This window comes from Stieleria sedimenti (assembly GCF_025060895.1).
Taxonomy (GTDB): Bacteria; Planctomycetota; Planctomycetia; order Pirellulales; family Pirellulaceae; genus Stieleria; species Stieleria sedimenti.
Genome location: NZ_JANZKV010000212.1, coordinates 1 through 19,608, shown reverse-complemented (window position 1 = coordinate 19,608; position 19,608 = coordinate 1). Strand labels below are relative to the sequence as shown.

Sequence of the window (19,608 nt, the reverse complement as noted above, 5' to 3'; positions counted from 1 at the left end):
AGCGACCGAACGTCAAAAACAGAAAAGCCGCGGCGGAATCATTCCGTCGCGGCTTTCTTTGGTTGATGCGACATCGGTGGTCGCGATTTTTCGGAGAGGTGATCAAGCTTTCTCGGCCAACTCTCGCAGTTCCTCTAACTCCTGGCTCAGTCGGTGCCGCAGTGGGCTTTCCGGCCGGAGTTCTTCGTCCAGGAGATCTTCTGCTTCATCAAAAACGTTTTCCCCACGCTTGGGGTCGCTAATCAGCTTGCGGAACATCTCTTCAACGGTGGCTTCAGTAAGCAAAACGATAACCTCGAGGGGTCATCCGAGCGGCAGAACGTGATTGCGTGTTTGTCCCGATCAAACACTCACTGCATCAATCGCGCGCCCTCAGACAGGCAATCGATTCTAAATTCAGTGCAGCCAGCCGCAAGGTCCCGGATCGCATTCGAACGAGAATTCGAGCTGGAAACAGCAAAAACCCCACGAATCATCGGTACCATTTTTCAAGACGAGTTTCAGACACTCCCAAGCAATGAGCGAGTTGAAGGCCCCAGTTTCGAGCGGTCTGTCTCAAAACGCCGCGTTTTTTCCAGCGCCGCGCGTCGATGTGGACGATCGCATCAACCAGCATCGGCCAAGATTGTCGTCGCAGTGCTTTGGAGAAAGCGACGTCTTCCATCAAGGGAACCGACGGGAATCCTCCCACGTGGTCGTACAACGTTCGCGTCACAAAGATCGCTTGGTCTCCGAACGGCATGCCCCGCCAACGGATGCGGATTGCATTGCCCCACTCCAGCAACCTGTACGCAAGTCCGGGCTCCTCGATTCGCTGCTTGAGTCCCCCCCAGCACGCGTGCGGTTGGGCCGAGGCGTCGATGCGCTCGCACAACGCTTGGAAACAGCCGTCACCCAATCGATTGTCCGCGTGGAGGAACAGCAGGACGCTTCCTGTCGCGGTAATGGCCCCGGCGCGGAGTTGGGTTCCGCGGCCGCGTGGGGCGGTGACGACGGTCGCCCGTCGCGCCCGTGCGATCTGGGGGGTCGGGTCGCTGCTGCCGCCGTCGCACACGATGACTTCGCCCGCGTCATTGTTCCAGGCTGATTCGATTGCCGCTTCGATCCGTTCGGCTTCGTTGAGCGCCGGGATGATGACCGAAACCTGTTGCGGCGTCATACCGTTTCAACTTCGCGGAGTCTGACGTAGGCGATCGGTCCGAGGACCAGAAAGGGCATCCATGCGGCGACCGCGGGCGATAGCAAGTAGCCCCCGCCTCCCATTGCGCTGCCGGCGGTCTTGAGTGCGAAGAACAGCATCACCGTACCGATGGCGGTGCCGATCATCATGAACAGATTGCGGCCGCGGCGATTGACAACCAGTGGCAATCCGAGCAAGAACAGCGAAAAGTCCAGCGGCACCCGCATGATCCGCTCGTGCAACAGTACACGCGTCGCCATCGAGTTATGGACCGCGGGATTGCGCAGACGTTCCAACAGTTGCTTGCTGCTGGACAGCCGGGTGGAGGATTGGTCGGTCTGCAGGATTTCAGCATTGACCGGCGTGACAACGAAGCATTCGCCCGAAGCGATCCAGGGTTGGTCGTGGGCCGTCATCAAAATCAGACGTCCGTCACGTCCCGCCGAGGGGATGTAGTCGATCGCCGGCGGGGTGAAGACGTTTTGCATCAAGTAGCCCTCGTCGTGGTTCTCGTCGGCCGGTAACCAGCGCGCCGAGACCGAGACGATGGCTTCGCCGAAGCCCGGGTAATCAACATCGAGTCGGAAATTGGGCTGATGGATTTCTTTGCTGCGCGGCCGGATCGAGTGGCCTCCGAGCAAGATCCCGCTGATTTTGTCATAGCTGGGCAAGATCGGTTGAGGGGCGTCGCCGGAAAGATCCTTGCTCTTCATCGACAGCGCATCACGCATCGTCGGCAACAGCAATTCGCGGCTGCCCAGCTGAACCAATACGATGGCCAGAGCGGCGAAAATCATGGAGCGGAAAATGCGTCCGTGCGATACGCCGGCGGCCAGCGTCGCGGTCAGCTCGCCGGTTCGACGCAGCCATCCGACGACGAACAACAGGGACATCAGGGCGATGATCGCGCCGGTCCAGTCGAACAACAGCAGCATGTAGGGGCCGTAGTAATACCACATCACGCGGGAGATTCCGACGCCGCGTGACTCGGCCAATTCCACCAAGTCGTTCATGTTCTGGAAGGCATGGAAAACGACAAAGATTCCAGACAGCGAGGCGAAACAGACCAGAAACGTCCGGAAGAACAGCCCCAGAATGTAACGATCGATTTGCGTCACGGCGGATCGGACTCGGTTGGATGGAAACGTGTGGCCTGCCACGCGGAGGGACCATCTGGGCCCCGAGCATCAGGGCACAGGGGGGACCGTTCAGATCACTCGGGATGACGCCCTGGAGGATCCTCAGCGATCGCGCAAGCATCCCACCGGGTCGGCGGCCGACGCAAGATCGAATCGAAACGCTATCGCTGCTCGCGATAAGTCGACCAGCTCAAGTAGATCAGAACGCCGCCCAAGATCGCAAAGGTGAGGTCCATCATCAGACTCGCACCACCCAAAATCGCCAAGCTGGTTTGGCCAGACAGTAAGGCAACCGCGTCTAAAACGAACAGGCTGACGACCAAGATCGACGCGACAAGGCTAAAAAGACAGAGTGCCTTGGGCATCAATTGAACCTCGGGACGAATGTGAAATGAGTGAAGGGCCAGACGTAACGCTCGTATCGCGGCCGGGAAAGGGCCGCAGTATAGTTGCCCGAGCACATGTTTCCCAAGCCTACGCTATATCGCTAGTTTACCGAGAGCCACTCTGGCCCCGGATTGGGACAATTTTTCGGTAAATTCCGTTTAGACGGGCGATTCGACGATCCAAAATCATGCCAAGCACGCCATTTCAGCCAGATTTTGACACCCAAATTCGCTCCGACCCGTGGGGCTGGTGGCGAAAAAAAATGCCGATTACGGAAAAATGGGCCTATTTGGACCACGCCGCCGTCGGCCCGCTTTCGATGCCGGCTGCCGCGGCGCTGCGGAACTATGCCGACGAAGCCGAACACGAGGGCGATACCGTCTGGCCCACTTGGGCGGGGCGGGTGGAATCGCTGCGTCAGGCATTCGCCGAGCTGTTGCACGCCGAGACGGACGAAGTCTGCTTTGTCCCCAACACGTCGGCGGGAATCAATTTGGTCGCCGAAGGGTTCCCCTGGCAGAGCGGCGATTCGGTCGTGATTCCCGACGGCGAGTTCCCCAGCAATCTGTACCCCTGGCAAAACCAGGCCTCGCGTGGCGTCGAGGTGCGGATCGTGCCGCGACGCGACGGACGTGTCGAGCCGGATGACGTGTTCGACCATGTCGATGATTCAACCCGCATGATTTCTCTGTCCTGGGTCGGGTATGCGAGCGGTTTTCGCGCCGATTTGGAAGCGATCGTCCAGCGGGCGCACGCGGAGGGCGTCTTGGTCTTCCTCGACGCGATCCAGGGGCTGGGAGTGTTTGATCTGGATTTGCAGAAGATCGATGTCGATTTTTTGGCCGCCGATGGTCACAAGTGGCTGCTGGGACCGGAAGGTTTTGGCGTGGCGGTGATCCGCAAACGTCATCTGGAGCGTCTGCGCTGCTGTAGCGTCGGTTGGAACAGCGTGCGGAACACGTTCAATTATGCCGACCCGAAACTGGATCTTCGCCGCACCGCGGCGCGGTTTGAGCCGGGTTCGGCCAACATGTCGGCCGCGGCCGCGTTGGGAGCGAGTGTGGCGATGTTCCATACGATTCGCCAAACACATGGCCCCAACGCGATCGGCGACCGTGTGCTGGGGTTGGCGACTGAATTGGATGACCGGCTGCGCGCCATCGGTCTGCCGACCCAGATGCCCGGCAAGCGTCAGCACCGCTCGGGCATCGTGACCTTTGGGGTACCTGGGCAAGATCCCGCGGCGGTTCGCAACCGGGCATTCGAACAAGGTTGTGTCGTCAGCTGCCGCGGGGGCGGCATCCGGGCCGGCGTTCATGCTTACAATGACAGCTCGGACCTGGAGCGGCTCGTTGACGCGGTGGTGTCGACGTAGCGCTTTGGCACCACTCGATTGGATCCAACGAGCGATCGAAACCTTTTCCCCCGAATCACGCATGAATGAGACTAACGAGCGGCGGATCGCTGTTTACACCGGATCGTTTGACCCGATCACGCTGGGGCATCTACATATCATCCATCGCGCGAGTCGCTTGTTTGAAAGATTGGTCATCGGGATCGGCATCAACGCCGAAAAGGGGTCACTGTTCTCGCCGGAACAACGCAGCGAGTTGGTGCAGACCGTGACCCAGGACATCGAAAACGTCCGGGTTGAAATCTTTGACGGGCTGGCGGTCGACTTCGTCCGCTCGCTCGGGTCGCGCCTGATGGTGCGTGGGATTCGTCCGATGACCGATATCGCCGGCGAATTCACGATGATGATGGCCAACCGGCAATTAGACGAAGACGTCGAGACCGTGTTCCTGATGGCCGACGAACGGTTCTCGCACGTCAGCAGTTCGCTGTTGAAACAGATCGCCAGCGTCAGCAAGGACGACGAACAGTTGGCAAAGTTTGTCCCCCGCGAAATCATCGCGCCGCTGCGGGAGCAAATGCGAGGCTAACCCAGGATGTCGTCGCGGAGTCGGGTGAGCAGGTCGATCGCGCCGCCGATCTCTTGCTTTTGTCGCACGGGATCTTCGGGGATTTCTCGTTCGATCGTCAGCGGGCCTTCGTAGCCGATTTCGTGCAGCGTTTCGAGATACTTTCGCATGTCGACATCGCCTTTTCCCAGCGGCACTTCGCAGCCCCAGGTTTCACCCGGTTTGTCGCTCCACGTGGCGTCTTTGCAGTGGATGCTGCGGATGTGTTTGGCGAGCATTCGGAGCGCTTCGATCGGTTCGCCGGTGCCGTAGAGAATCATATTGGCCGGATCAAAATTGATTTTCAGATTGTCACAGCCGACTGCGGCGATGAAATCCAGCAAGCCTTCGGCGGTCTCTTGCCCGGTTTCCAGGTGCAAGAATTGATCGTTTCGGGCGCAGTGATCGCAAAGTTCCCCGGTGACCTTGACGATCTCGGCGTATTGCGGATCAGAGCTGTCGTGCGGGATGAATCCCAGGTGCAACGCAACGGCGTCACAGCCGAGCCATTTGGCGAAATCGGCGATGTCACGCATTTCGGCCAAGCGGCTTTGGCGAGTTTCCGCGGGCACCAGGCCGATCGTTTTGACGACCGTGGGGATGTCGGCATAGCTTTCGCCCTCGAAGCCGCCAAACACCGCCGTGCAACGCACGTTCATCTCGTCCAGCTGTTTCTTCAGTTCTGCTGCCGTCGCCCGGTCACGCTTGGCGGGCTGCGGTGCGTGCAATTGGATGGTGGGAAGTCCCAGTTCTTTGATGACGTCCCATTTGACGCCGAGTCCGGCGTCGACCGAAGCGAACACACCGATGGGCCAAGATTCCATTTGTTTGAGATCCGTAAGAGTTGTGAAGCGTGATTGAATGATAGAGGATAGAGATCGCCCACGGCGATCGATGCGTTGTCGGGGAAACGTCAAACGACGTAATTGCGGAGAAAGTGATACGACTGTTTCAGCGCCCGCAAACAGTCCTGGTCGGATCGTTCGTAGGCGCGATCTTCGACTTCCACGCAAACGGGTCCGTCGTAGCCCGTGTCCGTCAACGCGGCAAAGAACTGTCCCCAGTGGACGTCGCCCATCCCCGGCAATTTCGGCGAATGCCACTCGTTGGGGTTGGCCAGAACGCCGACGCGGTCCAGCCTGGCCCGATCGACGCGGACGTCCTTGGCATGGACGTGAAAGAGTTTATCGGCGAATTCAGCTAGCGGTGCAAGGTAATCGACGTGCTGAAAGACCAGATGCGAGGGATCGTAATTGAGCCCGAAGTGGTCGCTGGGGATGTCGTCGAACATCCGCTGCCAGATGGCGGGCGAATGGGCCAGGTTTTTACCCGCCGGCCATTCATCGTTGGTGAAATACATCGGACAGTTCTCGATTCCCACCCGCACGTCGTTTTGTTCGGCCAGTTCGATGATCGGTTTCCAAGTCTCCAGAAAACGCGGCCAATTGTCGTCGACATTCTTGGTCCAATCGCGCCCGATAAACGTGTTCATCGTGCCGATGCCCAGCCGACGGGCCGCCACGATCACCGCCCGAATGTGCTCGACGGCCAATTCGGCTTCGTTGCGATCGGGGGACAGGGCGTTGGGGTAGTAGCCCAGCCCGCTGATCGAGACCCCGCTGTTCTGTTGAAGGGTCGCGATGGATTCGACCGTTGCGTCGTCGAGCGAGTGGACATCGATGTGGGTGATGCCTGCATACCGCCGCGTCGCCTTGCCCAGCGGCCAGCACATCACTTCCACACAGTCGTAACCGATTTCAGCGGCCGTCTGAAAAACCTGCTGCAAATTCGCTTCGGGAAGAATCGCGGTGACGTAACCGAGTTGCATGGCTGATCTACTCGTCGAGTTTGGTGTCGGGGACGGTTTCGCCTTTGCCGTTCCAGTGGGGAGCGCGATACCGGGTGGTGGGCGGACGCACGGTCGTCTTGTTCGTCAGCAACCGCAATTGGTCGCCCGCAAACAGTTTGGGGACCAGTTGTTCGCCACGCCGCAGCCGATACAAGATACAACCTTTGCGTTGGACGTAGTACATGCCCCAGACCGTTGCGACGAATCGTTCGCGTTCGAGCCCCACGCCTTTCGTTTCGACTTGGTCGCCGATTTCAAATGCTTCAATTCGGATCGGCAACCACATCGCCGGTCGCAACCGAAACTGAAGCCGTCCATAGACGTAGTGGTAATAAACGCCATCGAACGACACCCTTTTGAGCACCCGCGGGCTGGGGATCAATTGAGTCGCGATCGGCGTGTCGTCGGGATGGATGAACCCTTGGCCGTTCTCCGGCCATCTCAAGAAACATCCATAATCGGGGAGCTGCGGCCATTGCATGGGAGGGCAAATACTTCACAAAGCGGAAATCGACGTCGGCGCGGGGAACAATAGTGTACAGGATGGAATCACGTTGGACCGACCGGGCGGGTACAATGGGATCCGTTCGGCGTTCTTACGACAATCTTTTCTCTCTAATTCGCCCCGTTGGACCGACTCGTTTTTCTTTATGACTGACAGCAAGACGCAGCTACCGGTCGGAATCGACCTTGGCACCACCTTTTCGGCGGTCGCATTCCTGGACGGTGAAGGTCGGCCCGAAACGATCCGCAATTCCGAAGGCGACCTGACCACACCCAGCGCGGTGTTCTTTGATCAGAAACGCCCGATCGTGGGGATCGAAGCCGTCGAAGCCGGGCTGTTGGAGCCTGATCGCTTGGCCCAGTTCGCCAAACGCAATGTCGGCGAGCAATATTATGAAAAAGCGATCCGCGGCAAGCACCTGCCGGCGGAAGTCATCCAAGCCTTGGTGCTGCGGAAACTAAAAACCGATGCGGAATTGAAACTCGGCCGAATCAGCGAAGCGGTCATCACCGTCCCGGCGTTCTTCAACGAGCCCTGCCGCAAGGCGACCCAGGATGCGGGGCGGCTGGCCGGACTGAAGGTGCTGGACATCATCAATGAACCGACCGCTGCGGCGATTACCTACGGTGTTCAGCAAGGTTTTTTAGGCGCCGGAGTTGCCAACGAGCGACGTGAAACGGTGTTGGTGTACGACCTCGGTGGCGGCACCTTTGACGTCACCGTGATGGAGATTGAAAAAGGAAATTTCAATACCATTGCAACCGCCGGCGACGTTTACCTTGGCGGCATCGATTGGGACAGCCGGCTCGTTGATCTGATCGCCGAAGCCTTCCTTGCCGAACACGGAATCGATCCTCGCAACGATCCCCAGGCTGAACAGGAGTTGCTGCGCAAGGCCAACCAAACCAAGCACGCACTCACCCAACGCGAAGCGGTCACCGTTGCGTTTGCCAATGACGGCCGGCGGTTGCGCACCGAGATCACGCAACAGCAATTTTCCGAGCGCTGTGCCGATCTGGTCGAGCGGACGATCATGACCGTTCATTTGGTGCTCGACGACGCCGGCATCGATTGGCCGGATCTGACGCGTTTGATTTTGGTCGGTGGCTCGACGCGTATGCCGATGATCCGCGACGAACTGCAGCAACTCAGCGGAATGGAACTCGATCGATCGCTTTCGCCCGACGAAGCGGTCAGCCATGGCGCGGCGTTGTACGCGGGCATGTTGTCCGCCGGCGCGAATGACAAGACCGGCATTTCCGTCAGCAACGTCAACTCGCATGATTTGGGCGTCTTGGCGCTCGACCCCAAATCCAACAAACCGCGACGCAAGATCATGATCCCGCGCAACAGCAAGTTGCCGGCGCGGAAGATGGTGCGGTTTCGAACCCACGTCAACAACCAAGCCAACGTCAAAATCCAAATCGTCGAGGGCGGCGATAAACGCGGTATCAATGCGACGCCGATCGGCAAGTGTGTCGTCGCCGACCTGCCCAGAGGAACGCCCAAGGGGACCAACGTCGAAGTGCGATTCGACTACCGCGCCGACGGCCGGCTGACCGTCCATGCGTCGCTGCCCGAAATCGATCGAAAAATCACGATGACCCTGAATCGGGCTGCCGGATTGTCGGACGACGAAATCGCGGCCTGGAGACGTCGTTTGGACGAGGGACTCAGCGACGCCATGTTGGCCAGCTTGGCCGAACACGGTCACGACGCGTCCGCCTTGTTCTCGGCAGACGACTTGACCAGCGACGATGCCGACGCGTTGCCCGATGAGAGTTCCATGGAGCAGTCCGAGGCTGCCATGGCGGATCAAGTCATGACGGATCCAGTCCAAGGGTTTGCCGCCTTGCAGCACGTCGAACCGGAACCCGCGTCATCAAAAACGCCAGTGGTCGCCTCCAAGGCCGCCGCCATTTTGGGCGTGTCTCAGCCGCCAAGTGCTCCGGCACCGGCCGATCGTCAGGACGCCGTGCGTGAATCCAACCCCGCGTACGCCGCCAGCCCGGTCGCGTCAAAAACGACCGACAAGGCCGACCACGTTGCGGCCAAAGCGGTTTCAGGCAAAGACGCGGCGCTCAAGATCGAGACCAACGACCCCGCCAGCGGACCGAAGCTGTCGGTCGCCGATGCCCAAAAACTGGCCGTTGCGGCCGGATCGACCGCGCCCAACGTCTCCGAAAAGCCGAAGTTGGAACTCGACCCCAAGGACGCGGCGCCGAAGGTCAAAGCCGACGCCGACGATTTGGCAATGCTGGCGGCTTTGGGCGGCGAGGCAAAATCGCCCCGCAAGGCTGACGTGCCGTTGATCGTCACCGACGCGCCGGCCGGCAAGGGACGGGCGAAACCGCCGGCAAAACAGGCCGCCGAATCGAAGGACGCCGTCAAGCCGAGAAAGGTCGGCGGCCTGTTCGGTCGCAAGCGAAAGTGATGTGACAATTCTTTTACATTGTTTTGAGACGATCCAGACCATTGAATCGCGGAATCATCGTTTACTAGGATAGCTGCGGCGTGCCCTTGGTTCTGTGCCAACGGCGTGGATCGGTGTGTCGGCGATTTCCGTGATCGCCCCCGGAGACGCAGCTGACGAATGACCACCTGAAAAAGGGAATCGAAACGATGTCTGCGACTCATTGGAAAAACGCGCCCGTCCTGCTGGCGATCGGGCTGGCTCTGGCGGCAATGCTCGGCAGCGGATCGAACACGTTGCGGGCCGAACAATTGTCTTTGGACGTCGGGGTGTCCAATCCGACGATGCTGGCCGGGGAAAAGCAGATCAATCACGTCCGCATTTCCTTGACCGGATTTGACGTCCCGCAAAACAAAAAACGTCCGCCGGTCAACACGGCAATCGTGATCGACCAAAGTGGATCGATGGGCGGGCAAAAGATCGTGCAAGCCCGCGAGGCGGCGATCGCGGCGGTCCGCCGACTGCGTGATGACGATATCGTTTCCATCGTGCTGTACTCCGATTCCGCGACCGTGTTGGTGCCGGCCACCAAAGCCACCGATCGTGAATCGATCATCCAAAAAATTCGCTCGGTCAACGCCGGCGGAAGCACCGCCCTGTTTGCCGGGGTCAGCAAAGGGGCCGCGGAAGTCCGAAAGTTCCTCGACAGCGATTCGGTCAATCGTGTGATCCTGCTTTCCGACGGTCAAGCCAACGTGGGGCCGAAAAGCCCTCGCGAGTTGGAGCGGTTGGGGGCGTCGCTGGTCAAAGAAGGGATCAGCGTCAGCACGCTCGGACTCGGGCTCGGATACAATGAAGACTTGATGAGTCGGTTGGCGTCGGCCGGCAGCGGGAACCACATGTTTGTCGAACAAGCCGATGATCTGGTCGCGGTCTTTCAGAAAGAGTTCAACGACTTGATGAGCGTCGTGGCCAGCGATTTCAAAATCCACGCGAAAATCGGCGAGGGCATTCGTCCCGTCCGTGTGCTCAACAACAAAGCCGACATCAGCGGACAAGACATCTACATTCCGTTGGCCCAACTGTACGCCCGCCAACAGCGCTACTTTGTGATCGAAGTCGAAGTCGACGCCGGGAAAGCGGGCGGCAAACGGCCGCTCGCCTCGGTCACCGTCCAATACCAGAACATGCTCAGCCAGACGACCGACACGTTGACCAGCAGCATCGAGGTTCGGTTCACCGACGACAAAGAAGCGGTGGCCAGGGAATGCGATCACGAAACCGCGGCTTACTGCGCGATCCAACTGGCCAACGAAAAGAACGTCCAAGCCACGGCACTGCGTGACGCCGGGCGTATCGAAGAGGCCAAGGAGCTGCTGCTGGGAAACAGCATCCAATTGCAAAGACTCGAAGACCTCTACGGCGCCCAGCTCGGGGAGGAACTGTCGATGGAACTGAAACGCAACGCCAAGCTCAATCAGGATCAATCGGTGATCATCGAGAGTCCGACGGAATGGAATTACTCGCGAAAAGCGATGCGATACGAGCAAAGCAAGAATGCGGCGCAGCAGCAGATGCGTGTGAAAACACCACCTCCGGCGGACAAGAACTAGGTCCCACCGCTAAATGCCATGCCGCGTCGATTGTTCCTCGCACTGATCCTGCTGGTCGCCGCACCGATGGTGCTGCTGGGGTGGATGAGTGCCAATGCAATCAAGGCCAGCCAGGTGGCGGCGCAAGAGAATTTGGCCACACTGCTTTCGTCCCAGCTGTATGATGCCGACCGCCGGATCGTTCAACTGTTTGACGGCTATGCGTTGCGGTTGAATGAACAACTCGACGCTTCGCAATCGGTCTTCGAAGCGTTGCGGCGGATGCGCCGCGAGGTCCCGATTGTCCGGCAAGGCATTGTCGTCGATCCATCCGGGACGATGGTGTTTCCCAGGCCCAGTGATTCGGTCGGCATCGATGCCACCGAGGTCGCCGCGGCGCTGCCCGGGCTGGTCGACGCGCGTCCGTTGCCGAACGTCAATTCGGATTCCAAATCATCCGGCGCCAAGGTCGCTTCCAAAACGACGTTCACCGAATCGGCCTGGCAACAATGGTACATGGCTGACGGCGCGCAAGTCGTTTATTGGCGAACCCGCGGGGACGGATCCACCGTCGGCGTGTTGCTGGAACGGAGCCGTTGGATTGCGGATTTGATCGCCGCCTTGCCCGATCATCGCGGCCGGTCGATTGCGCCCTCGTCGTTACGACCGACCGAGGGGGGCTCCAAGGTTGAACTCGCCGAACTGTCAGCGACCCCGATCGGTAGCTTGACCTTGGTCGATGAGGCAAAGCGGTTGGTCTATCGATGGGGCGAGGTGGATGAGTTTTCACTGCCACCGCTGGTCACGTCGCCGCTCTCGCCGCCGTTGGCCAGTTGGCAGTTCAGGCTGCACGTCGATCAATCGCTGATCCCGTTGTCCAGCTCGATTCCCACCTATCTGTCGTCGGCAGGCATCGCGCTGATCCTGCTGTCGGTCGGTTTTTATGTCCTGACGTCGGTGCAACGGCAAGTCAGCGAGGCCAAGAGCCGCGTCAATTTTGCCGGCCAGGTGTCGCACGAATTGCGGACGCCGTTGACCAACATTCGGCTTTACACCGAATTGGCCGGGTCAGATTTGAAACGCATCACCAAGAGTGATGCGAGTGAATCGCTTGCCAGACGTTTGGAGGTCATTGATCATGAAAGCCGCCGATTGCAGCGATTGGTCAGCGGCGTGTTGGAAATGATCCGCCCCAGCGGAAAGCCGCTCGGGGTGCGACGCGAACCGACGGACATCGGTGAGTTGATTGGTGGGATCGCGGAACAATTCACGCCCAGTTTCAAAGCGGCGGGGCTGACGTTGGAGACCGTGTGCCGGTGTCGAGATCAGGTTTCGATCGACGGAGACGTGGTTGAAATGGTCTTGGTGAATCTGCTCAGCAATGTCGAAAAATACGTCCCCCGTGGCGGGCATTGTGTGATCGAGTGTGACCTGTTGCACGCTGCTTCCGCTTCGACGCGCGCGTTGCGGGTGGTGGTCAGCGATGACGGGCCGGGCATCGCCACAGCCCATCAGGAAAAGATCTTTCGTCCCTTCCAGCGGGTCGACGACTCGATTCATGCCCCCAGCGGAACCGGCATCGGTCTGACCATCGCGCGACGGGCCGCGGTCCGCCATGGCGGTACCCTGGTGCTGTCCTCGGAACCTCACCTTGGCGGGGCGACCTTTACGTTAACCCTACCGATCGGTGATTGAATGTCACATCATATCTTGATTGCCGAAGATGATGCGAACACCCGAGCCGCGTTGGCAGAAGTGCTGCGGAACGAAGGATACCTTGTCACCGAAGCCGCGGACGGACGGCATGCCAAAGACCTGTTCGACGCGTCGCCGCCCGACATCGCTTGCCTCGATGTGATGATGCCGGGGCTCAGCGGCTTTGACGTTTGCAAGTATTTTCGTCAACAGTCCCCGACGATGCCGATCTTGTTCATCACGGCCAAGGCGGAAGAAATCGATAAAGTGATCGGACTGGAACTCGGCGGAGATGACTACATCGTCAAACCGTTCGGGACCAAAGAAGTGATCGCGCGAATCCGAGCGGTCGCACGTCGAAGCCTGTCCGAGTCCCCCGACACGCGGGTGACCTTTTCCGACGAGCCCTTTTCGATGGGGGGACTGGAGGTGTTCCCGAAAGAGCTTCGCGCCCGCCGCGATGACGAAGCCATTTCGCTGACCCGACGGGAAGTCTTGATCCTGCAAACACTCGCTGCCCGGCCGGGTGAAGTCGTCAAGCGGGCCGACTTGTTCCGCTCCGCCTGGGAGGATGACCATGTCCCCAACAGCCGGACGATCGACCAGACGATCAGCCAGCTGCGAAAGCGAATCGAGATCGATCCCAAGCATCCCCAAATCGTCCAAACCGTCTACGGCGTCGGCTACCGCTACGAGGCCACCGTGGGGTAAGCATCTTGCTTGCCTGTCGAGAAGCTTCAGCTTCTGCGTTACACGCCGCAGACGCAAGCTGGAAGCATACGCCACCGTGGGGTAAGCATCTTGCTTGCCTGTCGAGAAGCTTCAAGCTTCTGCGTTACACGCCGCAGACGCAAGCTGGAAGCTTACGCCACCGTGGGGTAAGCATCCTGCTTGCCTGTCGAGAAGCTTTCGCTTCTGCGTTACACGCCGCAGACGCAAGCTGGAAGCGTACGCCACCGTGGGGTAAGTATCCTGCTTGCCTGTCGAGAAGCTTTAGCTTCTGCGTTACACGCCGCAGACGCAAGCTGGAAGCTTACGCCACGGTGGGGTAATCATCTTGCTTGCCTGTCGAGAAGCTTCAGCTTCAGCGTTACACGCCGCAGACGCAAGCTGGAAGCATACGCCACCGTGGGGTAAGTATCCTGCTTGCCTGTCGAGAAGCTTCAGCTTCTGCGTTGCACGCCGCAGTCGCAAGCTGGAAGCTTACGCCACCGTGGGGTAAGCATCCTGCTTGCCTGTCGAGAAGCTTCAGCTTCTGCGTTACACGCCGCAGACGCAAGCTGGAAGCATACGCCACCGTGGGGTAAGCATCTTGTTTGCCTGTCGAGAAGCTTCAGCTTCTGCGTTACACGCCGCAGACGCAAGCTGGAAGCTTACGCCACTTGGAGCCAGATTGGTGTAGAATTGGCGGCGTCGTTTTGAATTCTCCGTCCCCAGTTCTGTCCACGTGATCATGACCAACCGCCGTCAATTTCTCCAATTTGCGTCTGCCTCCGCCGCCTCACTCACCATGGCTCCGCTGTTGGCCGCCGAGTCGGGCGAAGCTCCGTTCAAAATTTCACTGGCGGAGTGGTCGTTGCACCGCACCCTGCGCGATCCGAGCAAAGGTCTGACCAACCTGGATTTCCCCCGCGTCACCAAGGAAGAATTCGGGATCGATGCGGTCGAATACGTCAACCAATTCTTCAAAGACAAAGCCGAAGACCAAAAGTACCTGACCGAGCTGAAGACCCGCTGCGAGGACCTGGGCGTCAAGAGTCTGTTGATCATGTGCGACGGCGAAGGAAACTTGGGCGACCCCGACGATGCCAAACGCACCACGGCTGTGGAAAATCACTACCGTTGGGTCGACGCCGCCAAGTTCTTGGGATGCCACTCCATCCGCGTCAACGCCAGCAGCTCGGGCAGTTACGAAGAGCAGATGAAATTGGCCGCCGACGGACTGCGTCGATTAAGCGAGTATGCCAAGCCCCAGGGATTGAACGTGATCGTCGAAAACCACGGCGGCCTCAGCAGCAACGGCGCCTGGCTGGCCGGGACGATCGCCAAAACGGAGATGGACAACTGTGGCACGCTCCCCGATTTCGGCAATTTCTACCTGTCGCGAGGGAAAGAGCCGAAGATGTACGATCGCTACAAGGGCGTCGAAGAATTGATGCCTTACGCCAAAGCGGTCAGCGCGAAATCGCACGACTTTGACGAAGACGGTAACGAAGTCCACACCGACTACTTCAAGATGATGGAAATCGTGCTGCGACACGGCTACCACGGCTACGTCGGCATCGAATACGAAGGCGGCAAGGTCTCCGAGTACGAAGGCATTAAACTGACCAAGACGTTGCTGGAACGCGTCGCGGCGAAATTGGCCAAAGCGTAGTCGCGATTCGGATGAAGACAGAAGGCAGCATGATCCGGGGCAGAATGTGATTGATGCCCGTATCATGCTGCCCCATCTCATTCCGCCTTTGCTCCCTGCGGCGACCTATTCCCCTTTGACAAACCCGAGGGCAGTCAGAAACCGGATCGACTTGGCCAGGGTGTCTTCGTAGGCGTCGCCTTTGTTGAAGAAACCGTGGGGGGCATCTTGATAAAGGTGCAATTCGTTGCGCACGCCCAACTCATCGAGTTTGGCTTTGAACGCCTGGCCGGTTGCCACGGGAATCAGTTTGTCCTTGGTTCCCAGGTAGACGATCGTCGGCGGAGTGTCTTTGCCGAGGTTGTGCAGCGGCGAGATGTCTTTCCAGTACGCTTGAACCCGGTCGTAACCGTATCCCTGAGGTCCATTGTCGTAGACGGGATTGAACAGGACCAAGGCGTCGGGACGGCAGCTGACCGTGGTGTCATCGGCCGGATCATCAAAGGCGGTCACCGTAGCCGTCGCAGCGGCCACATGCCCGCCGGCGGATCCGCCGCCGGCGGCGATTCGATTCGGATCGATCCCGTAGCGAGACGCGTTCTGACGGGCCCAGCGAATCGCGGACTTGCCATCGGCGACACACGTCTTCGGTGGTGTCCCGTGCGTCTTCTTGACGCGATATTCGGCACACATCGCAACCATTCCACGGTCCGCCAGTGCGCGGCTTTGCCCGTAAAATTGGCTCGGCGAGCCGCCGTTCCATCCGCCACCGAAAAAGAACACGATCGCCGCACGTGGTTCGGCCGCATCCGACGGGCCGGGTTGAAACACGTGCATCGACAGTTCGACGTCACCGACGGTCTTGTAGACGACCTTTTCATCGGGTTCAGGCTTGGCGTCGGCGGCAAACGCGAGCGGCGAAGTCAGCAAGGCCAACGTACAGACGGTCATCCAGGGGCGAAGATTCATGATCGGACGGTGAAGGGTGGAGCAACGGAATTGACAAACCAAGCCGGCTCCCAATCATACACCGAATCACCAGTGCTCTCGCCTTGCCGCTAACAGAAAACACCTCCGTTTGTTATCAAGGTAGATGGCACGCCGCCCGCCCACGTCTCGCTTCTCGTCAACAATTCTTCGCCAATGGATGAAATCACCTATCACGACCGTTACCGCGACGAGTCGTGCGTCGAAAAAGTCTACGGCGACAAGGCGCTTCGTTGGACGTATGGGACGTGGGGCGGAAAACTCGCCCTGGCCGCGCTGGTGAAACGGGCGTGGTTTTCCCGCTGGTATGGGTGGCGAATGGACCAACCGAAAACACGCGAAAAAATCGAACCCTTCATCGCGGAGTTTGGACTCGATGCGAGCGAGTTTGCGCGCAAGCCAGACGATTTCGCCAACTTCAACGAATTCTTTTTTCGCAAGCTGAACCCCTCGGCCAGACCGATCGATCCGGATCCCTCCACCATCGTCTTTCCCGCTGACGGACGACACCTCTGCGTGCCCGATCTTTCGCGTTGCGAGGGGTTGTTCGTCAAGGGCCAGATGTTCGACTTGGCGACGCTGCTTCGCGATGCGGAACTGACGCGACGGTACTCCCAGGGAAGCTTGCTGCTGTCTCGGTTGTGCCCGGTCGACTATCACCGTTTTCACTTTCCCGCCGCCGGACGACCAGGACCGGCGCGCTTGATCAACGGACCGCTCTACTCGGTCAATCCGATCGCGTTGTGTCAAAACATTCACATCCTGGCGACCAACAAACGTGAGATCACGATTCTAGAAACCGAAACGCTCGGAAACGTCTTGCTGTTGGAGATCGGTGCCACCTGCGTCGGCGGAATCTGCCAGACCTATCGCCCGGGCGTCCCGGTTTCCAAAGGGGATGAAAAGGGCTACTTCCGATTCGGCGGTTCATCGACCCTCGTCATTTTCGAGCCCGGGCGCGTGGTGTTCGACGACGATTTGCAGCAACACTCCGCCGACCAGCGGGAGTTGTACGCCCGGATGGGTGATTCGATGGCCAGGATCATTTAGTTGTTTGTCAAGAATGAAAAGTGGGGTAAGCTTCCAGCTTGCCGTCTCGTTTCACTCGTCAAACGCATGCTGGAAGCTTACGCCAATTTCTTGCTGAACCTTAAACTTAGCGTTGACAAGGCGCTGGTGCCGCCGTCTCAGTGTTCTTCCCCACCTGTCAAGAGACTTTCCATGATTCGCCTGCTATCGTCCTGTTGCATCGCAATGATTCTAACCGTTGCGTCCACGGCCTCTGGTCAGGAAGTAGTTGCACCGAAAAAAGCGGCGCCCACGCCGCCACCCGTGATCGACGCAATCGATGCGGCCATGCAAACCTTTGTCGAGCAGGGGAAAATCTCTGGCGCCGTAACCTTGGTCGGCCATCGGGGAAAGATCGTGCATTTGGGCGCGGTCGGATTGGCCGACATCGAGGCACAGAAGGAGATGCGTACCTTCACGATGTTTTCGATCGCCTCGATGACCAAGCCGATCACCGCGACCGCAATCATGATCTTGCAGGATGAAGGCAAGCTCAGTGTGGACGACAACGTCAGCAAGTACATCCCGGCATACAAGGATCTAAAGCTAAAAGACGGTGCAGCGCCGAGTCGCGAGATCACGATCCGCGATGCCATCACCCACACCTCGGGGTTGGCCGGCGATCAACTGTTCGATGGATCACTCGAAGAGGCGGTCGACCAACTGGCCGAGCGACCGCTCGCGTTTGAGCCCGGCACGAAGTGGCAGTACAGTCCCGGTTTGAACGTCGCCGGCCGGATCGTTGAAATCGTTTCGGGGCAATCGTTTCAAGCGTTCCTTCAGGAGCGGATCTTTGATGTCGGCAACATGACCTCCACCACGTTCTTTCCTGACCAGAAACAACAGCGTCGCATCGCAACGTTGTATGGCCCGGGTGAAGAGGGAGAGTCGCTGCAGGCGGTTGCCAATCGCATTTCGAATCCGGCCGAGGTGAAAGCGCCCAATCCGTCGGGCGGCCTGTTTGCAACCGCTCGCGACATGTTTCGGTTCTATCAAATGGTTTTAGATGGCGGCAAGTTTCGCAAACAACGGGTCGTGTCCGAAGACGCGGTGGCACAGATGACGTCCCGGCAGACCGGCGATTTGGAAACAGGGTTCACGCCCGGCAACTGCTGGGGGTTGGGCTGGTGCATCATTCGCGAGCCACAGGGCGTGACCGAGATGTTGTCTCCGGGCACGTTCGGGCACGGCGGGGCGTTCGGAACACAAGGCTGGGTCGATCCCAAAACACAAACCATTTACGTGTTGATGATTCAGCGAACCAAGATGGGCAACAGCGATGGGTCGGACATTCGCAAGACGTTCCAACAGACGGCCGGCGAGGCGCTGGGACTGTAGGTCCGCAGTGAGACGGCCTGGCGAGTGAATCGATGTTCCGAGCTCAACTTGCTAACGCGTGCGGGCTTCAATCGACAGGCCGGACAACCAACGGCACGAAAAAAAGGCGGCTTTGCGTGGATCACGCAAAGCCGCCTTTTCAGTGGTGAAGCGGAACGCTTGTTAAAGCGGCTAGAGCGCCGGAGTGGTGTAGGGTTCGACGTCGCCAACCATGTGGAAGTGGTTGTGGTCGATGTAGACGACTTCGACGGCTTCTTGATCGTGCAAGGTGTGTGGCACGGGGTAGCCGATCGTGGTCTTCTCTTCGAAGTAGATCGTGCACTTGTAGTGGGCGTGGTGCAGTTGGGCGGGGCCGATCAGCGGATAGAATCGAGGCGGATCGACGTAGTCGGCGATCTTCTCTTTGATGATCCGCACGTCGTTGCGCTGCTTTTCATACAGCAACGGAATACCGCCTTGGACGGGACGTGCACTTTCCAGTGCGTGCATCACTTCGTCGTCGCTGGGGGGGTCGAGCGCGACCGGGGCACCACCAGAGGTGGTCGGGCCGAGGATCGGCACCTTGTTGTAACGCTCGTTCTTCCAGAATTCCTCTTCCGCCTTATGTTGATAATAAGGACTCACCGGCATCGGGAACCCCAAGAAGCCGAGGTTGTAGTTTGTGCCCCCCAAGCCCCAGCAACCCGTCGTCCCGACGGCGACGCAGGCCATCGTAACCAGAGTAACTTTGCGTGCGAGAGACGAAACGGCATTGGTGCCTTTCGTGGCCGATTCCAGACGTTCTGTCTGGGCGGCGTGTTTTGTTTGACTGTTCGTCGTTTTGGTCATCCGAGCAACCTTCCCTGGTGTTCGATAACAAGACCGCGCGTCGAAGCGCGATTGGGTTCCGCTTGTACAGACAGTTATCGTGTGAACTTATACGGATCTTGCGGGTAATTCAGGAGTTTTAGCGATTCGCCGAGCAGTCTGCTGTTTCACGACAGCGGATGTTCCACACCAGACGGCTCGTGCCTTGTCAGATTGAGTTTTGGGGTCGCGTTGTGCCCTGCCACTAACAACGAACCAAAGCAGGCGGCGGAACGGCGCGAGCCTCATCCCGCTTGATCGAGATTGCTGGGCGCCCGGACGCTGGCGCGAA

At 58.9% G+C, this 19,608-nt stretch carries 18 protein-coding genes; 9 read left to right on the top strand and 9 right to left on the bottom strand.

The genetic code is table 11. The features are described from left to right. Nucleotides 1-102 precede the first annotated feature (102 nt). From NZK35_RS25955 to NZK35_RS25940, 4 genes are all read right to left on the bottom strand, one after another. The gene (locus tag NZK35_RS25955; RefSeq protein ID WP_095740813.1) at nucleotides 103-285 is read right to left on the bottom strand and encodes a hypothetical protein; all 183 of its coding nucleotides are present in this window, start codon (nucleotides 283-285) and stop codon (nucleotides 103-105) included. 187 nt (nucleotides 286-472) lie between these two features. Continuing rightward, nucleotides 473-1,159, bottom strand: coding sequence for a TIGR04283 family arsenosugar biosynthesis glycosyltransferase (locus NZK35_RS25950; protein WP_259635430.1), 687 nt, complete (start codon nucleotides 1,157-1,159; stop codon nucleotides 473-475). Next, nucleotides 1,156-2,298: an LptF/LptG family permease gene (locus tag NZK35_RS25945; protein WP_259635429.1), complete on the bottom strand. Its 1,143-nt coding sequence runs from the start codon at nucleotides 2,296-2,298 to the stop codon at nucleotides 1,156-1,158. The genes NZK35_RS25950 and NZK35_RS25945 overlap by 4 nt, the downstream gene beginning before the upstream one ends. A 182-nt stretch (nucleotides 2,299-2,480) precedes the next feature. Beyond that, complete coding sequence (locus tag NZK35_RS25940) at nucleotides 2,481-2,684, bottom strand: hypothetical protein (RefSeq protein WP_145207584.1); 204 nt, start codon at nucleotides 2,682-2,684, stop codon at nucleotides 2,481-2,483. Between the two features lie 284 nt (nucleotides 2,685-2,968). On the opposite strand from NZK35_RS25940, the gene NZK35_RS25935 reads away from it, so the two are divergent. Together NZK35_RS25935 and coaD are read left to right on the top strand one after the other, a co-directional pair. Further along, a complete protein-coding gene (locus tag NZK35_RS25935; RefSeq protein ID WP_259635428.1) occupies nucleotides 2,969-4,081 on the top strand; it encodes an aminotransferase class V-fold PLP-dependent enzyme in 1,113 nt (370 codons plus the stop codon). Between the two features lie 61 nt (nucleotides 4,082-4,142). Continuing rightward, a complete protein-coding gene (gene coaD / locus NZK35_RS25930; protein ID WP_259635427.1) occupies nucleotides 4,143-4,649 on the top strand; it encodes a pantetheine-phosphate adenylyltransferase in 507 nt (168 codons plus the stop codon). On the opposite strand, the gene NZK35_RS25925 is transcribed toward coaD, so the two are convergent. The 3 genes from NZK35_RS25925 to NZK35_RS25915 all read right to left on the bottom strand — a co-directional run bounded on the left by NZK35_RS25925 (nucleotide 4,646) and on the right by NZK35_RS25915 (nucleotide 6,997). Further along, nucleotides 4,646-5,491 carry a sugar phosphate isomerase/epimerase family protein gene (locus NZK35_RS25925; RefSeq protein ID WP_259635426.1) on the bottom strand — a complete coding sequence of 282 codons (846 nt, stop codon included), beginning with the start codon at nucleotides 5,489-5,491 and terminating at the stop codon, nucleotides 4,646-4,648. The two genes, coaD and NZK35_RS25925, sit on opposite strands and share 4 nt — an antisense overlap. An 89-nt stretch (nucleotides 5,492-5,580) precedes the next feature. Continuing rightward, nucleotides 5,581-6,495: a sugar phosphate isomerase/epimerase family protein gene (locus NZK35_RS25920; RefSeq protein WP_259635425.1), complete on the bottom strand. Its 915-nt coding sequence runs from the start codon at nucleotides 6,493-6,495 to the stop codon at nucleotides 5,581-5,583. 7 nt (nucleotides 6,496-6,502) lie between these two features. After that, a complete protein-coding gene (locus NZK35_RS25915; protein ID WP_259635424.1) occupies nucleotides 6,503-6,997 on the bottom strand; it encodes a hypothetical protein in 495 nt (164 codons plus the stop codon). Nucleotides 6,998-7,166: 169 nt separating this feature from the next. On the opposite strand from NZK35_RS25915, the gene NZK35_RS25910 reads away from it, so the two are divergent. From NZK35_RS25910 to NZK35_RS25890, 5 genes are all read left to right on the top strand, one after another. After that, entirely contained in the window at nucleotides 7,167-9,455 is a 2,289-nt protein-coding gene (locus NZK35_RS25910; RefSeq protein ID WP_259635423.1) for an Hsp70 family protein, read from the top strand. Between the two features lie 188 nt (nucleotides 9,456-9,643). Then, nucleotides 9,644-11,047 (top strand): vWA domain-containing protein, encoded by a 1,404-nt coding sequence (locus tag NZK35_RS25905; protein ID WP_259635422.1) that lies wholly within the window; start codon nucleotides 9,644-9,646, stop codon nucleotides 11,045-11,047. 18 nt (nucleotides 11,048-11,065) lie between these two features. Next, the gene (locus NZK35_RS25900; protein ID WP_259635421.1) at nucleotides 11,066-12,721 is read left to right on the top strand and encodes a sensor histidine kinase; all 1,656 of its coding nucleotides are present in this window, start codon (nucleotides 11,066-11,068) and stop codon (nucleotides 12,719-12,721) included. Then, nucleotides 12,722-13,432 (top strand): response regulator transcription factor, encoded by a 711-nt coding sequence (locus tag NZK35_RS25895; protein WP_259635420.1) that lies wholly within the window; start codon nucleotides 12,722-12,724, stop codon nucleotides 13,430-13,432. Between the two features lie 742 nt (nucleotides 13,433-14,174). Further along, the gene (locus tag NZK35_RS25890; protein WP_323379674.1) at nucleotides 14,175-15,098 is read left to right on the top strand and encodes a sugar phosphate isomerase/epimerase family protein; all 924 of its coding nucleotides are present in this window, start codon (nucleotides 14,175-14,177) and stop codon (nucleotides 15,096-15,098) included. A 105-nt stretch (nucleotides 15,099-15,203) separates the two neighbouring features. On the opposite strand, the gene NZK35_RS25885 is transcribed toward NZK35_RS25890, so the two are convergent. Further along, nucleotides 15,204-16,046 carry an alpha/beta hydrolase gene (locus NZK35_RS25885; protein ID WP_259635418.1) on the bottom strand — a complete coding sequence of 281 codons (843 nt, stop codon included), beginning with the start codon at nucleotides 16,044-16,046 and terminating at the stop codon, nucleotides 15,204-15,206. A 174-nt stretch (nucleotides 16,047-16,220) separates the two neighbouring features. Between NZK35_RS25885 and NZK35_RS25880 the strand changes: the two genes are divergently transcribed. Further along, nucleotides 16,221-17,114 (top strand): phosphatidylserine decarboxylase, encoded by an 894-nt coding sequence (locus NZK35_RS25880; RefSeq protein ID WP_259635417.1) that lies wholly within the window; start codon nucleotides 16,221-16,223, stop codon nucleotides 17,112-17,114. A 171-nt stretch (nucleotides 17,115-17,285) separates the two neighbouring features. Next, on the top strand, nucleotides 17,286-18,470 hold the full coding sequence (locus NZK35_RS25875) for a serine hydrolase domain-containing protein (protein WP_259635416.1): 1,185 nt from the start codon (nucleotides 17,286-17,288) through the stop codon (nucleotides 18,468-18,470). Between the two features lie 171 nt (nucleotides 18,471-18,641). On the opposite strand, the gene NZK35_RS25870 is transcribed toward NZK35_RS25875, so the two are convergent. Continuing rightward, on the bottom strand, nucleotides 18,642-19,181 hold the full coding sequence (locus tag NZK35_RS25870; protein ID WP_323379675.1) for a hypothetical protein: 540 nt from the start codon (nucleotides 19,179-19,181) through the stop codon (nucleotides 18,642-18,644). Nucleotides 19,182-19,608: the final 427 nt, after the last annotated feature.

What these genes read in the sequence shown, in the direction of transcription:
- NZK35_RS25950 (WP_259635430.1), bottom strand. Translation starts at nt 1,159, where the DNA reads ATGACGCCGCAACAGGTTTCGGTCATCATCCCGGCGCTCAACGAAGCC.
- NZK35_RS25940 (WP_145207584.1), bottom strand. Translation starts at nt 2,684, where the DNA reads ATGCCCAAGGCACTCTGTCTTTTTAGCCTTGTCGCGTCGATCTTGGTC.
- NZK35_RS25935 (WP_259635428.1), top strand. Translation starts at nt 2,969, where the DNA reads ATGCCGATTACGGAAAAATGGGCCTATTTGGACCACGCCGCCGTCGGC.
- coaD (WP_259635427.1), top strand. Translation starts at nt 4,143, where the DNA reads ATGAATGAGACTAACGAGCGGCGGATCGCTGTTTACACCGGATCGTTT.
- NZK35_RS25925 (WP_259635426.1), bottom strand. Translation starts at nt 5,491, where the DNA reads ATGGAATCTTGGCCCATCGGTGTGTTCGCTTCGGTCGACGCCGGACTC.
- NZK35_RS25920 (WP_259635425.1), bottom strand. Translation starts at nt 6,495, where the DNA reads ATGCAACTCGGTTACGTCACCGCGATTCTTCCCGAAGCGAATTTGCAG.
- NZK35_RS25915 (WP_259635424.1), bottom strand. Translation starts at nt 6,997, where the DNA reads ATGCAATGGCCGCAGCTCCCCGATTATGGATGTTTCTTGAGATGGCCG.
- NZK35_RS25910 (WP_259635423.1), top strand. Translation starts at nt 7,167, where the DNA reads ATGACTGACAGCAAGACGCAGCTACCGGTCGGAATCGACCTTGGCACC.
- NZK35_RS25905 (WP_259635422.1), top strand. Translation starts at nt 9,644, where the DNA reads ATGTCTGCGACTCATTGGAAAAACGCGCCCGTCCTGCTGGCGATCGGG.
- NZK35_RS25900 (WP_259635421.1), top strand. Translation starts at nt 11,066, where the DNA reads ATGCCGCGTCGATTGTTCCTCGCACTGATCCTGCTGGTCGCCGCACCG.
- NZK35_RS25895 (WP_259635420.1), top strand. Translation starts at nt 12,722, where the DNA reads ATGTCACATCATATCTTGATTGCCGAAGATGATGCGAACACCCGAGCC.
- NZK35_RS25890 (WP_323379674.1), top strand. Translation starts at nt 14,175, where the DNA reads ATGACCAACCGCCGTCAATTTCTCCAATTTGCGTCTGCCTCCGCCGCC.
- NZK35_RS25885 (WP_259635418.1), bottom strand. Translation starts at nt 16,046, where the DNA reads ATGAATCTTCGCCCCTGGATGACCGTCTGTACGTTGGCCTTGCTGACT.
- NZK35_RS25880 (WP_259635417.1), top strand. Translation starts at nt 16,221, where the DNA reads ATGGATGAAATCACCTATCACGACCGTTACCGCGACGAGTCGTGCGTC.
- NZK35_RS25875 (WP_259635416.1), top strand. Translation starts at nt 17,286, where the DNA reads ATGATTCGCCTGCTATCGTCCTGTTGCATCGCAATGATTCTAACCGTT.
- NZK35_RS25870 (WP_323379675.1), bottom strand. Translation starts at nt 19,181, where the DNA reads ATGGCCTGCGTCGCCGTCGGGACGACGGGTTGCTGGGGCTTGGGGGGC.